This is a genomic window from Rhodoferax sp. OV413, assembly GCF_900104385.1.
Classification (GTDB): Bacteria; Pseudomonadota; Gammaproteobacteria; order Burkholderiales; family Burkholderiaceae_C; genus Rhodoferax_B.
Genome location: NZ_FNJA01000001.1, coordinates 671,009 through 687,565, shown reverse-complemented (window position 1 = coordinate 687,565; position 16,557 = coordinate 671,009). Strand labels below are relative to the sequence as shown.

The following is a 16,557-nucleotide window of genomic DNA, read 5'->3' as shown; positions in this document are numbered from 1 at the left end:
CAGACGGGCGTGAGGTGCTATCGAATTGGTAGTATTACTTGGGTGCAGCTTGTCCCAAGGCGATTTTCAGAAGGTCGGCCACGGTGTTGGCGTTGAGCTTTTCCATGATGTTGGCGCGGTGCGCTTCCACCGTCTTGATGCTGATGCCCAGGTCGTCGGCGATCTGTTTGTTCAGGCGGCCGGCGACGATGCGTTCCAGCACCTGGCTTTCGCGCGAGGTCAGCTTGGACAGCAGCACGCCGCGGCTGGCGGCTTGCTGGTGGTCGGTGAAGGCGTCTTTGGCGTGTTCCAGCATGCGCTCGACCAGGCCGACCAGCTCGTCTTCCTTGAAAGGCTTCTGGATGAAATCCATGGCGCCCTTTTTCATCGTGTCCACCGCCATGGGCACGTCGCCGTGGCCGGTGATGAAGACGATGGGCAAGGGCGACTTGCGCTCGATCAGGCGGTCTTGCAGCTCCAGCCCGGTCATGCCACCCATGCGGATGTCGACGATCAGGCAGGCCACTTCGCGCGCATCAAAACGGCTTAAAAAGGACTCTGCGGAATCGAAGCAACGGACCCGGTAGTCCTTGCCTTCCAACAGCCATTGCAGCGAGTCTCGGACGGCTTCGTCGTCATCGACTACGTACACGGTGCCTTTTTTGGGGATCAAACTCATGCAGTCACTCCGGGGTTGGGGGGGTATTTGCTGGGCCAATCTGCGCGATAGAGGATTGCGCCAACGGGAGCCAGAATGAAAAACGGCACCCTGTGCCTTCGTTTCCATTGTAGAGGTTCTCGGCCTGCATCCGGCCCAGGTGCGACTCGACAATCGTGCGGCACAGGTTCAGGCCAATGCCCATGCCTTCGGCCTTGGTCGAGAAGAAGGCTTCAAACAGCCGTTCCTGCACTTCGGGTGCCAGGCCTCGGCCGGTGTCGGATACCGAAAACTCGATGCCGGCCTTGTCGTCCATCAGCTTGGGGATGACGCGCAGTTCAATATTGCGCTGGGCCGTGGGGCGCTGCGCCAGGTCGATGGCCTCGGCGGCGTTGCGCAGCAGATTCACCAGCACCTGTTCGATCAGAATCGGGTCGACCTGCAGGCGCGGCAGGCGTGCCGCCACGTAATGGCTGAGCCGCACATTGCGCCGGCGCAGCTCGATGCCAGCCAGTTCCACCGCTTCGGAGACCATGTGCTCTACGTCGGACGGGGTGCGGTTGGGCTCGCTGCGTTTCACGAAAGACTGGATGCGCTGGATGATCTGGCCGGCGCGCTGGGCCTGGCGGGCGGTTTTGTCCAGTGCGGCCAGCAGGTCGGCTTCGGCAATACCATTGCCCTTGATGCGCGACACCATGCCGTTGCAGTAGTTGCTGATGGCGGCCAAGGGTTGGTTCAGCTCGTGGGCCACGCTGGAGGCCATTTCGCCCATGGTGATCAGGCGGCTGGAGGTTTGCGCGCGCTCGGCCTGGGCGGCCGATTGCTCTTCGGCACGGCGGCGCGGCGTGATGTCGGTGGCAATCACCATCTGCACCAGGCGGGCATCGACCCAGCTCAGGTAGCGGGTGCGCACCTCCAGCCATTTGCCGAGTTCGGGGACAAACACCTCAGAGCTTTCGGCCTGGGTGTCGGTCAAGCTGTCGGTTGGCAGGCCGGCAAAGGCGTCCACGTCGTCCATGGCCTCGTCGCTGGACGGGATGGTGGGCACGCCGGCCTGGGCGACCAACTTTTCATGGCCTTCGGTCTGCACGCCAAACCACAGCCGGTACAGCTTGTTGGCGAACAGCAGCTCGTGGCTGTTGATAGGGGCCACCGACACCGAGGCGTCCAGCGCCTCCAGCACCTTGGTAAAGCGCTCGTACGAGGCCGACAGCTGTTCGCGGATGCGGTTGGGCTCGGTGATGTCGGTCATGGATGTCATCCAGCCGGTCTGCTTGCCCACGGCGTCGATCAGCGGCGCCACGTACATGCGGCCGTCGAACACGCTGCCATCGCGGCGCTTGACCCGCACCTGGAAGCCGCCGGGCGGGGTGCGGCCGTTCAGCTCGTCTTCCAGCCGGGCCGCCAGATAGGCGCGGTCTTCCTCCGGCCAGTGGACGAAGGGTGCGGTGTGGCCGACCAGGGCCGACTCGCTCCAGCCGGTCATACGGCAGAACGCGGTGTTCACATAGGTGATGCGGCCCTGCATGTCCAGCGCGCGCATGCCGGTCAGCATCGAGCTTTCCATGGCGCGGCGGAAGTTGGTTTCCGAGACCAGCGCCTGCTGGGCTTGCAGCCGGCGCCGGGTGTGGCGCCAGTTGCCGATCAGCATCCAGGCGGTCAGCACGCTGAGGGCGCCAACCAGCCAGAACAGGCCGCTGCCGATCACGCCCTGCGAGGTGCGGTAGGCCTGGGCCCGCAGCACTAGGCCATTGCCGACCGGCGACACCGGGATTTCATAGGCCTCCGACTGGCTGGACCAGGGCAGCAAGCGCGTGCCCACCGAGTGGATGGGCGCGGCATTGCCGGCCAGCACCCGGCCATTGCCGTTCAGCAAGGCGACTGCGTACTTGGCCAGCACCTCGGCGGGCACGCCGTAGCGCAGCAGGTTTTCATTCGAGTATTCGGCCAGCAAGACGCCGGCGAAGTGGCCGCGGTCGGCTAGCGGAATATGCAGCTGCAGCAGCGGCACCACCTCGGACGAGCCCGCGGGCTGCGCATACACCGGCTGCTGCAGGTCGCGCGCCAGGCTGAAGGTGCTCTCGGTATCGCCACCGGGGCGCAGCAAGGTATCGACTACCCGCACCAGCGGCGTGGGCAGGCTGGGCGCCGAGTAGCTGGCCTTGATGCGGCGGCGCTCGTCGATCCAGCTAACCGATTGCAGGTCGGGGTGCTGGGCTACCAGCGATTCGGCGCGGCTGACGAATTCTTGCGCGTCCACCTCTTCGTTGGAGATGTCGCGGCCGATGCGCATCAGCTGCTCTTGCCGCTCGAGCAGGCGCAGGCGGATCTGCTGCTGGGTGTATTCCACGTCGCGCTTGACGGCTTCCTGTTCGCGGTCGATTTCTTCCAGCCGCAGGTACATGAAGGACGAACCGATGGCGGCAAAAAACAGCAGCACCGCAATCAGCGGCGCCAGCATGGCGAAGCGGTCCTGGCGGTGCGGCGTTTGTTTGCGCCACCAGTGGCGCCACCAACGCGAAGGCGTCAGGGGCTCGGAGAGCAGAGGTTTTGCAGATGGGCGCGAAGGCATGCCCGAAGTGTAGGGGAGCCGCGCTATAGAACCCCGGCGGGCAAAAAACTATGCGTGTTATTACTGAATTTTTAAGCTTTATTTTTCGTATGGTGAAATGACTATCCATATATTGAAACAAGCAAAGTTTTGTGCAAAAATAGACATGCTGCTCAAAAAAGCCGTCCCAACCCCTCAAAATACTGTTACCAACAAAGGAGACAAAGCATGTCAGCTGTACCCGAAAGCTTGCCTGGAGCTGCCCCAACCGACGCAGACAGCCAGGAAACCCGTGAGTGGATGGACGCTTTGTCCGCCGTCATCGAAAGCGAAGGCCCGGAGCGGGCGCATTTCTTGTTGGAACAATTGCTGGCCCATGCACGCCAGAACAGCATTGACCTGCCGTTCTCCGGCAACACCGCCTACGTCAACACCATCGCGGCCGACCAGGAAGCCCGTTGCCCCGGCAATATCGAAATCGAAGAACGCCTGCGCGCCTACATGCGCTGGAACGCCATGGCCATGGTGGTCAAGGCGAATCGCCACCACCCGGTAGACGGCGGTGACCTGGGCGGCCACATCGGCTCCTTTGCCTCGCTGGCCCATATGTTTGGCGCCGGCTTCAACCATTTCTGGCATGCCGAGAGCGAAAACCACGGCGGCGACTGCCTGTACATCCAGGGCCATGTGTCGCCCGGTGTCTATGCCCGCGCCTACCTCGAAGGCCGTTTGACCGAAGACCAGCTGCTGCACTTCCGCCAGGAAGTCGACGGCAAGGGCTTGTCCAGCTACCCGCATCCCAAGTTGATGCCCGAGTTCTGGCAGTTCCCCACGGTGTCCATGGGCCTGGGCCCGCTGATGGCCATCTACCAAGCCCGTTTCCTGAAGTACCTGCACGCCCGCGGCATTGCCGACACCGCCAACCGCAAGGTCTGGGTGTTCTGCGGCGACGGCGAAATGGACGAAGTCGAATCCCTGGGCGCCATCGGCCTGGCCGCGCGTGAAAACCTCGACAACCTGATCTTCGTGGTCAACTGCAATCTGCAGCGCCTGGACGGCCCGGTGCGCGGCAACGGCAAGATCGTGCAAGAGCTGGAAGGCGAATTCCGCGGTGCCGGCTGGAACGTGATCAAGCTGCTGTGGGGCAGCGAGTGGGACACCTTGCTGGCCCGCGACAAGGACGGCGCGCTGCAAAAGCTGATGATGGACACGCTGGACGGCGACTACCAGGCCTTCAAGGCCAACGACGGTGCCTATGTGCGCAAGCATTTCTTCGGCCGCGATCCGCGCACGCTGGAAATGGTCGCCCACATGAGCGACGACGAAATCTTCGCCCTGAAGCGCGGCGGCCATGATGCCAAGAAGGTTTACGCGGCCTACGACAAGGCGGTCAACCACACCGGCCAACCGACCGTGCTGCTGATTAAGACCGTCAAGGGCTTCGGCATGGGCAAGAGCGGCGAAGGCAAGAACAACGTCCACCAGACCAAGAAGCTGACCGACGAAGACATCAAGATCTTCCGCGACCGCTTCAACATCCCAATTCCAGACAGCCAACTGGCCGAGATCCCGTTCTACAAGCCGGCCGACGACACCCCGGAAATGCAGTACCTGCACGAGCGCCGCAAGGCCCTGGGCGGCTACCTGCCACACCGCCGCACCAAGGCCGACGAGAGCTTTACCGTGCCGGCGCTGGAAACCTTCAAGTCGGTGATCGAGCCCACGCCCGAAGGCCGTGAGATCTCCACCACCCAAGCCTATGTGCGCTTCTTGACCACGCTGCTGCGCGACCAGGCCCTGGGCCCACGCGTGGTGCCGATCCTGGTTGACGAAGCCCGTACCTTCGGTATGGAAGGCCTGTTCCGCCAGATCGGTATCTACAACCCCGCTGGCCAGCAGTACACCCCGGTCGATAAAGACCAGGTCATGTACTACAAGGAAGACAAAGCCGGCCAGATCCTGCAAGAAGGCATCAACGAAGCCGGCGGCATGTCCAGCTGGATCGCTGCGGCCACCAGCTACAGCACCAGCAACCGCATCATGGTGCCGTTCTACGTGTACTACTCGATGTTCGGCTTCCAGCGCATTGGCGACCTGGCCTGGGCTGCTGGCGATATGCAAGCCCGCGGCTTCCTGCTGGGCGGCACCTCGGGCCGCACCACGCTGAACGGCGAAGGCCTGCAGCACGAAGACGGCCATAGCCACATCATGGCCGGCACGATTCCGAACTGCATCAGCTACGACCCGACCTTCGCCCACGAAGTGGCCGTCATCCTGCACCATGGCCTGAAGCGCATGGTCGAGCAACAGGACAACGTCTACTACTACCTGACCCTGCTGAACGAAAACTACGCCATGCCTGGCCTTACCGCCGGCACCGAAGAGCAGATCATCAAGGGCATGTACCTGTGCAAGCCCGCCACCGACGGCAAGGGCACCGTGCAATTGCTGGGCTCGGGCACCATCCTGCGCGAATCGATTGCCGCGCAAGAGCTGCTGGAAAAAGAGTGGGGCGTGTCGGCCAACGTCTGGAGCTGCCCAAGCTTCAACGAACTGACCCGCGACGGCCAAGATGCCGACCGCTACAACCTGCTGCACCCGCTGGCAACCCCCCGCGTCGGTTTCGTTGGCCAGCAGCTGGCGAGCTCCACCGGCCCGGTCATTGCGTCCACCGACTACATGAAGGCCTACGCCGAGCAGATCCGTCCGTTCATCCCCAAGGGCCGTACCTACAAGGTGCTGGGTACCGACGGTTTTGGCCGCAGCGATTTCCGCAGCAAGCTGCGTGAGCATTTTGAAGTGAACCGCCACTACATCGTGGTTGCCACGTTGAAGGCGCTGAGCGAAGACGGCACCGTGCCGGCGGCCAAGGTGGCCGAGGCGATTGCCAAGTACGGCATCCAGGCCGACAAGATCAACCCGCTCTACGCATAAAAACCCCCACTCGCAGGACCGCGCACAGCGGTCCTGTACGCACTTTGGAGACACAACATGGCATTGGTAGAAATTCATGTCCCCGACATTGGGGACTTTGACGAGGTCACCGTGATCGAGCTGATGGTCAAGCCTGGCGATACCGTCAAGGCCGACCAGTCGCTGATCACCGTTGAAAGCGACAAGGCGTCGATGGAAATCCCGTCCAGCGCGGCCGGCGTGGTCAAGGAACTCAAGGTCGCCATCGGCGACAAGGTCAAGCAAGGCTCGCTGGTGGTGATGCTGGAAGTCGCCGGTGGCGCTGCCGCAGCACCCGCACCAGTCGCCGCAGCTGAAGCGCCCAAAGCGGCTGCAGCGCAGGCAGCACCTGCGCCAGCAGCTACAACTCCTGTAGCAGCACCGGCTGCCGCACCCGCAGCCTCCGGCCCGATCCAGATCTTCGTACCCGATATCGGCGACTTCAAGGACGTGACCGTCATCGAAGTCATGGTCAAGGTCGGCGACACCATCAAGCAAGAGCAGTCGCTGATCACCGTCGAGAGCGACAAAGCCTCGATGGAGATCCCCTCGTCGTCGGCCGGCGTGCTGAAGGAACTCAAGGTCAAGCTGGGCGACACCGTCAACATCGGTGACCTGCTGGCTATCGTCGAAGGCGTGGGCGCACCCGCTGCGGCGGCTCCAGCGCCGGCACCGGTTGCAGCAGCTGCGGCCAGCCCCGCACCTGCGGCCGCTGCTGCACCGGCAGCCGCTCCGGTTGCGGCTGCTGCCGCGCCCGCGGCCCACAACCCCACCGTGGCACCGTCCGGCGCATTGCCGCATGCATCGCCCTCGGTGCGCAAGTTCGCCCGCGAACTCGGCGTGCCGCTGGATGAAGTCAAGGGTACGGGCCGCAAGGGCCGCATCACCGATTCTGACGTGCAAAGCTTCACCAAGTCGGTGATGACCGGCGCCGTGCAGACCAAGGCCCAGGCCGCTGCTGCGCCCAAGGCTGCGGCAGGCGGTGGCGAGGCCCTGGGCCTGCTGCCCTGGCCCAAGGTCGACTTCGCTAAGTTCGGCCCGGTCGAGCGCAAGGACATGTCGCGCATCAAGAAGATCAGCGGCGCCAACTTGCACCGCAACTGGGTGATCATTCCGCACGTCACCAACCACGACGACTGCGACATCACCGAGCTCGAAGCCTTCCGCGTCAGCATGAACAAGGAAAACGAGAAGGCCGGCATCAAGCTGACCATGCTCGCGTTCATGATCAAGGCCAGCGTCGCTGCGCTGAAGAAGTTCCCCGAGTTCAACAGCTCGCTGGACGGCGACCAACTGGTGATGAAGCAGTACTTCAACATCGGCTTCGCGGCAGATACGCCGAACGGCCTGGTGGTCCCGGTCATCAAGGACGCCGACAAGAAGGGCGTGGTCCAGATTTCGCAAGAAATGGGCGACCTGGCCAAGAAGGCGCGCGACGGCAAGCTCGGCCCGGCCGACATGAGCGGTGCCTGCTTCACCATCTCTAGCCTGGGCGGCATTGGCGGGCGCTACTTCACGCCCATCATCAACGCCCCTGAAGTCGCCATCATGGGCGTGTGCAAGAGCTCCATCGAACCCAAGTGGGACGGCAAGGCCTTCGTGCCCAAGCTGATGCTGCCGCTGTCGCTGAGCTGGGACCACCGCGTGATTGACGGCGCGGCTGCAGCCCGCTTCAACGCCTATTTCGGTCAAGTCCTCACCGACTTCCGCCGGGTTCTGCTCTGATATGACGACCGTCGTCGTGGTCAAGAAGGCGGGTGTGGTGGCAATAGCCGCCGACACGCTGGTGACCTTCGGCGACACCCGCCTGGGCAGCCGGTTTGAAGAGAACAGCAAAATCTTCAAGATCGACACCCCGGCGGGCGCCAGCTTCGTCGGCATGGCGGGCACGGTGGCCCACTTTCCCGCGCTGCGCAAGGCCATGGAAGCCCTGCCCAAAGACCAGCTCTTGCTGGGCAGCAAGGACGAAGTGTTCGACACCTTCACCCGGCTGCACCCGGTGCTGAAAGAAACCTTCTTTCTGCAAACCAAAGAAGACGACAACGACCCCTACGAGTCCAGCCAGTTCAGCGTGGTGGTGGCCAATGCCACCGGCATCTACGGGCTGTACAGCTACCGTGAAGTGTTCGAGTTCAAGGAATTTTGGGGCATAGGCTCGGGCCGCAGCTTCGCGCTGGGCGCCCTGCATGCCAGCTGGGGCAGCGCCAAATCGGCGCGCGACCTGGCCGTGCTCAGCGTGCAGGCAGCCTGCGAATTCGACAAGAACTCTGGTGGTCCGGTGGATGTGTTCACCGTCAAACTCAAGAAATAAAGTGGAGATTTAAGCAATGGCATCCCTAGAAATCAAAGTCCCCGACATCGGCGATTTCGACGAAGTCACCGTCATCGAGTTGATGGTCAAGGTGGGCGACACCGTCAAGCCCGACCAGTCCCTGATCACCGTGGAGAGCGACAAGGCCTCGATGGAAATCCCGTCCAGCCATGGCGGCGTGGTCACCGCGCTCAAAGTGGCGCTGGGCGACAAGGTAAAGGAAGGCTCGGTCGTGCTGACGCTGGAAGTGGCTGGCGCTGCCGCCGCCCCGGCTTCTGAACCAAAACCGGCTCCAGTGCAGGCAGCACCTGCGCCAGCTGCTACAGCTTCTGTAGCGGCGCCAGCGCCGACCGCATCCAGCTTTGCGGGTACCGCCGACCTGGAGTGCGATGTGCTGGTGCTCGGCGGTGGCCCTGGCGGCTATTCCGCAGCCTTCCGCGCGGCCGACCTGGGCCTGAAGGTGATCCTGGTCGAACGCTACGCCACCCTGGGCGGCGTCTGCCTGAACGTGGGTTGCATCCCGTCCAAAGCCTTGCTGCACGTGGCCGCGGTGATGGACGAAGTCAGCCACCTCGGCGCCCTCGGCATCGACTTCGGTGCACCCGCCGTCAACATCGACAAGCTACGCGGCCACAAAGAAAAAGTTATCGGCAAGCTGACCGGCGGCCTGGCGGCCATGGCCAAGATGCGCAAGGTCACCACCGTGCGCGGCGTGGGCTCGTTCGTCGGCGCGAACCACCTGCAGGTTGAAGAAACCACGGGTGCCGAAGGCCAGGAAAAAACCGGCAAGACCCAGACCGTGGCCTTCAAGAAAGCCATCATCGCCGCCGGCAGCCAAGCCGTGCGCCTGCCCTTCATGCCCGTTGATCCGCGCGTGGTCGACAGCACTGGCGCGCTGGCACTCAAAGAAGTGCCCAAGCGCATGCTGATCCTCGGCGGCGGCATCATCGGCCTGGAAATGGGCACGGTCTACAGCACCCTGGGCGCGCGCCTGGACGTGGTGGAAATGCTCGACGGCCTGATGCAGGGCGCCGACCGCGACCTGGTGAAGATCTGGCAAAAGATGAACGCGCCGCGCTTCGACAACATCATGCTCAAGACCAAGACCGTCTCCGCACGCGCCTTGCCCGAAGGCATTGAGGTCACGTTCGCATCGGCAGAGGAGGGCGGTACTGCGCCTGCGCCGCAGGTGTACGACCTGGTGCTGCAGGCTGTGGGCCGTACGCCCAACGGCAAGAAGATCAGCGCCGAGAAGGCCGGCGTGGCTGTGACTGACCGCGGCTTCATCAATGTCGACATCCAGATGCGCACCAACGTGCCGCACATCTTTGCCATCGGCGACATCGTAGGCCAGCCCATGCTGGCCCACAAGGCGGTGCACGAAGCCCACGTGGCGGCCGAAGTCATCGCCGGTGAACTGCAAGGCAACAAGGAACTGGCGGCCGCCGCCTTCAACGCCCGCGTGATCCCGAGCGTGGCCTACACCGATCCCGAAGTCGCCTGGGTCGGCCTCACCGAAGACCAGGCCAAGGCACAAGGCATCAAGGTCAAGAAGGGCTTGTTCCCCTGGAACGCCTCTGGCCGCGCCATTGCTAATGGCCGCGACGAAGGCGTCACCAAGCTGCTGTTCGACGACTCCCCCGAAGCCCACGGCCACGGCAAGATCCTCGGCGGCGGCATGGTCGGCACCCACGCCGGCGACATGATCGGCGAGATCGCCCTGGCGATCGAGATGGGTGCGGATGCAGTGGACATCGGCAAGACCATCCACCCGCACCCCACGCTGGGCGAAAGCATCGGCATGGCGGCCGAGATTGCGCACGGCAGCTGCACGGACGTGCCGCCTGCACGCAAGTAAGTTGCTAGCCTGAGATTGCTACTGATTCAGTAGCTGGCCGCGCAGATTCCGTAAGGGCTGCGCGGCTTTTTTATTCGAGATGAGTATGCAACTCCTGGGGAAACGTTCCAAGCGATTAGGTTTTGATGACTATTTTCCGAAGTCCTACACGTTGCCGTTTTCTAAATGAAACCAAGATGTCGGTCACTAGGGCACTTTTGCAACGGCGTTTGCCTTCGCCTCAAAAGAGGCCGTCATTCACGGGCTGTTTTTTACGGACTGGGGCTTAACATCGTCGTCAGGAGGAAGGTATGAAATTTGATTTTGAGAAGACTTCAATTTGGCGTAGAACTCTTGCAGAACGGGGTCCGGAAGATTCGGATAGTGCAGCAAGATCACGACTACGAAATGCTTTTCTGCAGACCCGCTCACACGTCGAACCACTCGTCGCTCAGATAGGAAAAGAGCTTCCGCAGCTCACAGTTCACAACATTTCTCACCTTGACGCATTGTGGGAAGTCGCCGACGTTGTGGCAGGTGCCGAATATCCCATTTCACCTCCGGAAGCATTTGTACTTGGAATGGCGTTCCTACTTCATGATGCAGCAACATCAACTGCCGCATATCCCGATGGCTCTGCAGGTCTTCAACAGACCGTTGAGTGGAAGGACTTTGTGGCCCAACGTGGCTGGGGGGAAGTAGAAATCAAAGATGGTTCAGATAAATTCAAAGCAGCACTATTCGAAGTGCTACGGCTACTGCATCCAAAGCAAGCAGAGAAGTTGTTGATGCAAAGTTGGAGGGACTTGGATGGCAAAGAAAGGTTTCTCCTGGAAGACGTTGAACTGAGAAATTACTATGGGCCCACCATAGGAAAAATCGCGCACAGCCATTGGTGGACGGTCGAAAAGGTTGAGGCGACATGGGGAAACAGTCATCCTCTTGCTTTGCATAGCGGCTTGTCAGTGACCGAAAATCCAAACTGGCGCGTGGACACACTAAAAATTGCCTTATTACTTCGTTGTTCCGACGCCGCACATATCGACAGTCGCAGGGCGCCAGATATGCTTGCCGCCCTTGTTCAGCCTTTAGGAGTTTCCCGAGTTCACTGGCATTTTCAGAACCGCTTGGGTTTGCCAAGTCTTACGAACCGTGAGGAACTATATTGGTCCGCGGGACAACCATTTAAAGCTGCCGACGCAGATGCATGGTGGCTTTCACATGACACTGCACGAATGGTTGATCGCGAGATCAGAGCTAGCAATAGAGTATTGATCAACAACGGTCGTGAAAACTTTTTTGCAAAGGGCGTGGCGGGAACTCAATACCTTCAGGAGTTTCTACAAACAATGCCTGTTGAAGGTTGGTATCCAATAGATGTCAACTTCAAGGTTAGCAATATCGCTGACGTAGTGGATCGTTTCGGCGGGACCAAACTGTACGGAAAGGCTCCTTGGCGTGTTCTAAGGGAGCTCATTCAGAATGGGGCAGATGCTATTCGTGCACGTCGACTGAAAAGGGCTTTGCCAGACTTTCCTGGCAAGTTGACTGTTGAAATAGTAGACCACGCAGGCAGTTCATGGCTTGAGGTGACAGACACCGGCATTGGTATGAGCCGATACGTGTTAACAGAGGTGCTTTTAGACTTCGGTCGATCTCTCTGGTCAGACATGGCGGTAAGACAAGAAATACCGGGGTTAGCCTCTGCTGGCTTTAAGGCGGTTGGTCAGTTTGGAATCGGATTTCTATCAGTATTTATGCTCGGAAAGGAAGTGCGCGTTACGAGCTGGCGAGATGGCGATTCTGAGGATCGTCAGTCAACTCTCTGGATTAGAGACGGTACGCGTTCAAGGCCAATATTGACGGAAACTGAACTGCCGATGCGTTTAAATGAATTTGGCACTAGAGTTAGCGTGCGCCTTGATAGTGGAGCAAGTTCCCTTTTGGAAAGAGAAGCTTCGTGGGCAGGCATGAAAGGATTGAGTTGGACATTAGTAGATATGGTGGGAGCAATCGCGCCCGCTTTAGACATTGACGTATATGTCAAGCCTGAAACTGGGGCGGCAATTAAAGTAGTGGCCGCGAATGACTGGCTTTCAATGAAGTCGACAAGTCTTCTAAAAAGAATAGCACCTCATTTGAAGGTTCATTCAACGGAGTTGAAGGATGTAATTGAGTCTTGTGGAAAAGTCGTTGGTCGGTTAGGAGTCGGATCAACTTATTCGAACCGTTCGTTGGGTGAAGCGTCATGCGTGTTGGTACATCAGGGAATTCACGTAGGTGTAGCAAGCGGCGTTATTGGCGTGCTACTGGCTGGAAACAATGAAGACTTAGCGCGCTCCATCGCGCTCCCAATTTGCTCTGAACTCGCGACTAGTGAATGGGCTAAGAGGATGAAAGACAGGAACGCCACCAAAGAGTGGATTAGTCGTCCAGAAACTACGCCGCTACTTAGCTTGGGGCTCCCAGCGACCGAGTTGGTTTTTGGAAGTCAGGACGGGATGTGGAAAAGTACTGAAGGGATGCTGGATTGGCTATCCGGGTCCGAGGAGCTCCTATTTATTACGAGTGATATTGAAGTACCCGAAACAATTTCACAGCAAAAATTTAATCGTGAGTTTTCTCAACATGAACACGTTTTGACTCTGGACTCCTCATTTACTAGAAGAGAAATATTTTCGTTGGGAGATTGGATATCACGTTTACTTCCCCATGACGACCGAAAGCCGCGGACGGCGCTTGGTGCCGCAATAGCTAGGGTGCAAAACATGTTCCCGGATTGCGAAGTTGATGAAGGAAGCTTTGTGGTCGGTGAAGTGGATGGAGAGGAAATCGAGGCTAGATGTATTCGAATCTCGAATCTCGTTACCCCAACCTAGCAGAAGGCTTTGCTAAGCTGCTGTTCGATGACTCCCCCGAAGCCCACGGCCACGGCAAGATCCTCGGCGGCGGCATGGTAGGCACACATGCCGGCGACATGATCGGCGAGATCGCGCTAGCGATTGAGATGGGCGCGGATGCAGTCGACATCGGCAAGACCATCCACCCGCACCCCACGCTTGGCGAAAGCATCGGCATGGCTGCGGAAGTGGCGCATGGCAGCTGCACCGACTTGCCGCCGGCACGTAAGTAGTCGGAGCTGAAGACTCAAACGCAAAAAGCCCGGACGGGAAACCGTTCGGGCTTTTTGCTTTCTGCCTGCTTGGCAGGCGCTGCGCGGGGAAGGCCGTAGGGGGGAGTTGTGTGGCTTTGCCCACGAAAAGCGCTTGAGATTGGGTGACGTGCCTACATGAAGGAGTGGGTTGGATGGGGTGGTTTGTAGTTTTTAAGTTGAGATCACAATTGTCATTTTAATTTCCATTAAATGAATAATTGTGCTTATTTGTGATCACAAATTTTAATTAAGAAGTAAGATGGCCATATCTCCATGAACAGATACGGCCATGTCGACTACCTCGCCCATTGAAGATTTTTTGATCACACACCGCATCCACGAGGTGGAATGCGTGATCCCCGACATGACCGGGATTGCGCGCGGCAAGATTTTGCCGCGCGACCTGTTTCTGGCTGCGGGTGAGATGCGTCTGCCCAAGAGCGTGCTGCTCAACACCGTGAATGGCCAGCAACCCGACAACGGCCCATTTGTGGGCGACACCGACCCGGACATGCTCTGCATCCCCGATGCCAGCACCGTGCGTATCGTGCCCTGGGCCGCCGAGCCTGTGGCGGTGGTCATTCACGACTGCCAAGAGTGGGATGGCAGTACCGTCGAGATATCCCCGCGTGGTGTATTGCGCCGGGTGCTCAAGCAATACGAAGAGCGCGGCTGGAGCCCGGTGGTTGCACCCGAGATGGAGTTTTATCTGGTCGCACGCCAGCAGAACCCTCATGAGCCGTTGCAGCCGCCCTTGGGCCGTACCGGCAAGCCCGAGGCTGGCCGCCAAAGCTACTCCATTGATGCTGTCAACGACTTCGACCCCTTCTTTATGGAGCTCTCCAACTTCTGCGAGCAGCACAAGCTCGGCGTGGAGACGCTGATCCATGAAGCCGGCCCTGGCCAGATGGAAATCAACTTCAGCCATGGCAATGCACTGGACTTGGCAGACCGCGTATTCCTTTTCAAGCGAACCGTACGCGAAACGGCCCTGCGCCACGGCATTTTTGCCACCTTCATGGCCAAGCCCATGGAACAAGAGCCTGGTAGCGCCATGCACATTCACCAAAGCATTTTGGACAGGGAGGGCAACAACCTGTTCAGTCTGCCCGATGGTTCTGCCAGTTCCTACTTTGCCCAATGCATTGCAGGCCTGCAGACCTACATTCCCAAACTCATGCCGATGTTTGCACCCTATGTAAACTCTTATCGCCGCCTTGCGCCGTTTATGTCGGCGCCCATTAATGTGCGCTGGGGCCACGATAACCGCACCTGCGGCATCCGCGTGCCCAACTCCAGCCCAGCCAACCGCCGTGTGGAAAACCGGGTGCCCGGCGTGGACGTGAATCCTTACCTGGCCATGGCCGCCACCCTGGCCTGCGGTCTGCTGGGCATGACCGAGGGCCTGACGCCCAGTGCGCCCACCACCAACAGCGCCTGGAACGTCAACCACGAGCTGCCACGCCACCTGGAAGACGCCATCGAATCCATGCGCGCCAGCGCACCTCTGCGTGATGTGCTGGGCACCGGATTTGTCGATGCCTTCTGCGCTGTCAAAGAGCTGGAATACGCCACCTACAACCGCGTGATCAGCTCGTGGGAACGCGAACACTTGCTCTTGCTGGTGTGAGTTGGCACGCCTCCTTTTTCTGATTTCTCTGACTCTTGCGCCCTGCTATGACCGTCACTTACAAAACCCTGGACCCCCAACGTCTGAACGATGTGCGTGCCCGGGAACGCGCCCACTATGCGGCGAGCAACCCCGCCTCCCGCGCGCTGGCTGACCGCGCTAAAGGCCATCTGATGTTTGGTGTGCCCATGCACTGGATGAACGACTGGTCCACACCCTATCCGATGCATGTGGCCGAAGCGCGGGGCGCGCGCCTCACCGATGTGGATGGCCACGACTATGTGGACTTCTGCCTGGGTGACACCGGCACCATGTTCGGCCATAGCCCCGCCCCTGTGGCGCGCGCAGTGGCGGCGCAGGCCGCACGCGGCATCACCACCATGCTGCCAGGCGAAGACGGCGTGTGGGTGTCCGAAGAGCTGGCGCGCCGCTTTGGCATGCCCGTGTGGCAGTTTGCGCTGTCGGCGTCGGACGCCAACCGTTTTGCCATCCGCTGGGCGCGAGCGCTCACGGGACGCACGCAGATACTGATCTTCAACGGCTGCTACCACGGCACCGTCGATGATGTGTTTGTGGATCTGGTGGATGGCCAGCCGCGCACCCGCGACAGCTTGCTGGGCCAGGTGGTGGACATCACTCGCACCACGCGCAGTGTGGAGTTCAACGACTTGGCTGCGCTGGAAGCTGCCCTGGCCGATGGCCAAGTGGCCTGCCTGCTGGCCGAGCCCGCCATGACCAATATTGGCATGGTGCTGCCCGAGCCCGGCTTCTGGGAAGCTGCCCAAGCACTGTGCCGCCGCTATGGCACCTTGCTGTTGATCGACGAAACCCACACTATCAGCTCCGGCCCCGGTGGCTACACCCGTGCACACGGCCTGCAGCCCGACTTGTTCGTGGTGGGCAAGCCTGTGGCGGGCGGTGTGCCCTGTGCGGTCTACGGCTTCAGCGCAGAAACCGCTGCGCGCGCCGAAGCGGCCAAGCGCAACGCCCCTCCCGGCCACAGCGGCATTGGCACCACGCTGACTGCCAACTTGCTGACCATGGCGGCGATGCGCGCCAATCTTTCGGAAGTAATGACTGATGCGGCGTACGCACATATGTTTGGCCTGGCCGAACGTCTGGCGGGTGGCTTGCGTGAGCTTATTGCCCGTCACGGTCTGGGCTGGTGCGTAACGCAGGTCGGCGCGCGCACTGAATTCCAGTTCACCCCCACGCCACCGCGCAACGGCAGTGAGGCCAACGCCATTTTGGACCCGGAACTGGAACAAAACATCCACCTCTACCTGCTCAACCGTGGCCTGATCATCACGCCCTTTCACAACATGATGCTGGTGTGCCCTGAGACCACCGCAGACGACGTGGACCGTCTGGTGGCTGTCGTGGACGGCTTTATCCGTGAAACCATTGCCGTGTGAGCCGCGGCGCTCGCACACCGCGCACCCGCTGGAGCACTGGCTTAGGGGGCGTCAGCCTGACTTGCCGCCC

General features: G+C 60.4%; 9 protein-coding genes and 1 pseudogene. 8 read left to right on the top strand and 2 right to left on the bottom strand.

Features of this window, described 5'->3' with window-relative positions; genetic code table 11:
* Nucleotides 1-34 precede the first annotated feature (34 nt).
* Entirely contained in the window at nt 35-658 is a 624-nt protein-coding gene (locus BLT66_RS03170; protein WP_092755641.1) for a response regulator transcription factor, read from the bottom strand.
* 4 nt (nt 659-662) lie between these two features.
* The gene (locus tag BLT66_RS03165; protein WP_218922549.1) at nt 663-3,209 is read right to left on the bottom strand and encodes a sensor histidine kinase; all 2,547 of its coding nucleotides are present in this window, start codon (nt 3,207-3,209) and stop codon (nt 663-665) included.
* Between the two features lie 207 nt (nt 3,210-3,416).
* Here BLT66_RS03165 and aceE point away from each other — a divergent pair, with 207 nt between their 5' ends.
* The 8 genes and pseudogenes from aceE (at nt 3,417) to BLT66_RS03125 (ending at nt 16,487) form a co-directional block, all read left to right on the top strand.
* A complete protein-coding gene (gene aceE, locus BLT66_RS03160) occupies nt 3,417-6,122 on the top strand; it encodes a pyruvate dehydrogenase (acetyl-transferring), homodimeric type (RefSeq protein ID WP_092755637.1) in 2,706 nt (901 codons plus the stop codon).
* Between the two features lie 57 nt (nt 6,123-6,179).
* Entirely contained in the window at nt 6,180-7,865 is a 1,686-nt protein-coding gene (gene aceF / locus BLT66_RS03155) for a dihydrolipoyllysine-residue acetyltransferase (protein WP_092755635.1), read from the top strand.
* Nucleotide 7,866: 1 nt separating this feature from the next.
* Entirely contained in the window at nt 7,867-8,451 is a 585-nt protein-coding gene (locus tag BLT66_RS03150) for an Ntn hydrolase family protein (RefSeq protein WP_092755633.1), read from the top strand.
* A gap of 16 nt (nt 8,452-8,467) precedes the next feature.
* Nucleotides 8,468-10,309, top strand: coding sequence for a dihydrolipoyl dehydrogenase (gene lpdA / locus BLT66_RS03145; protein WP_092755631.1), 1,842 nt, complete (start codon nt 8,468-8,470; stop codon nt 10,307-10,309).
* Between the two features lie 290 nt (nt 10,310-10,599).
* Entirely contained in the window at nt 10,600-13,167 is a 2,568-nt protein-coding gene (locus BLT66_RS03140) for an HD domain-containing protein (protein ID WP_092755629.1), read from the top strand.
* A 2-nt stretch (nt 13,168-13,169) separates the two neighbouring features.
* A pseudogene (locus BLT66_RS03135) lies at nt 13,170-13,421 on the top strand (dihydrolipoyl dehydrogenase); the annotation flags it as partial.
* A 310-nt stretch (nt 13,422-13,731) separates the two neighbouring features.
* Complete coding sequence (locus BLT66_RS03130; protein WP_092755627.1) at nt 13,732-15,072, top strand: glutamine synthetase family protein; 1,341 nt, start codon at nt 13,732-13,734, stop codon at nt 15,070-15,072.
* 47 nt (nt 15,073-15,119) lie between these two features.
* Nucleotides 15,120-16,487, top strand: coding sequence for an aspartate aminotransferase family protein (locus BLT66_RS03125; RefSeq protein WP_092755625.1), 1,368 nt, complete (start codon nt 15,120-15,122; stop codon nt 16,485-16,487).
* Nucleotides 16,488-16,557 lie beyond the last annotated feature (70 nt).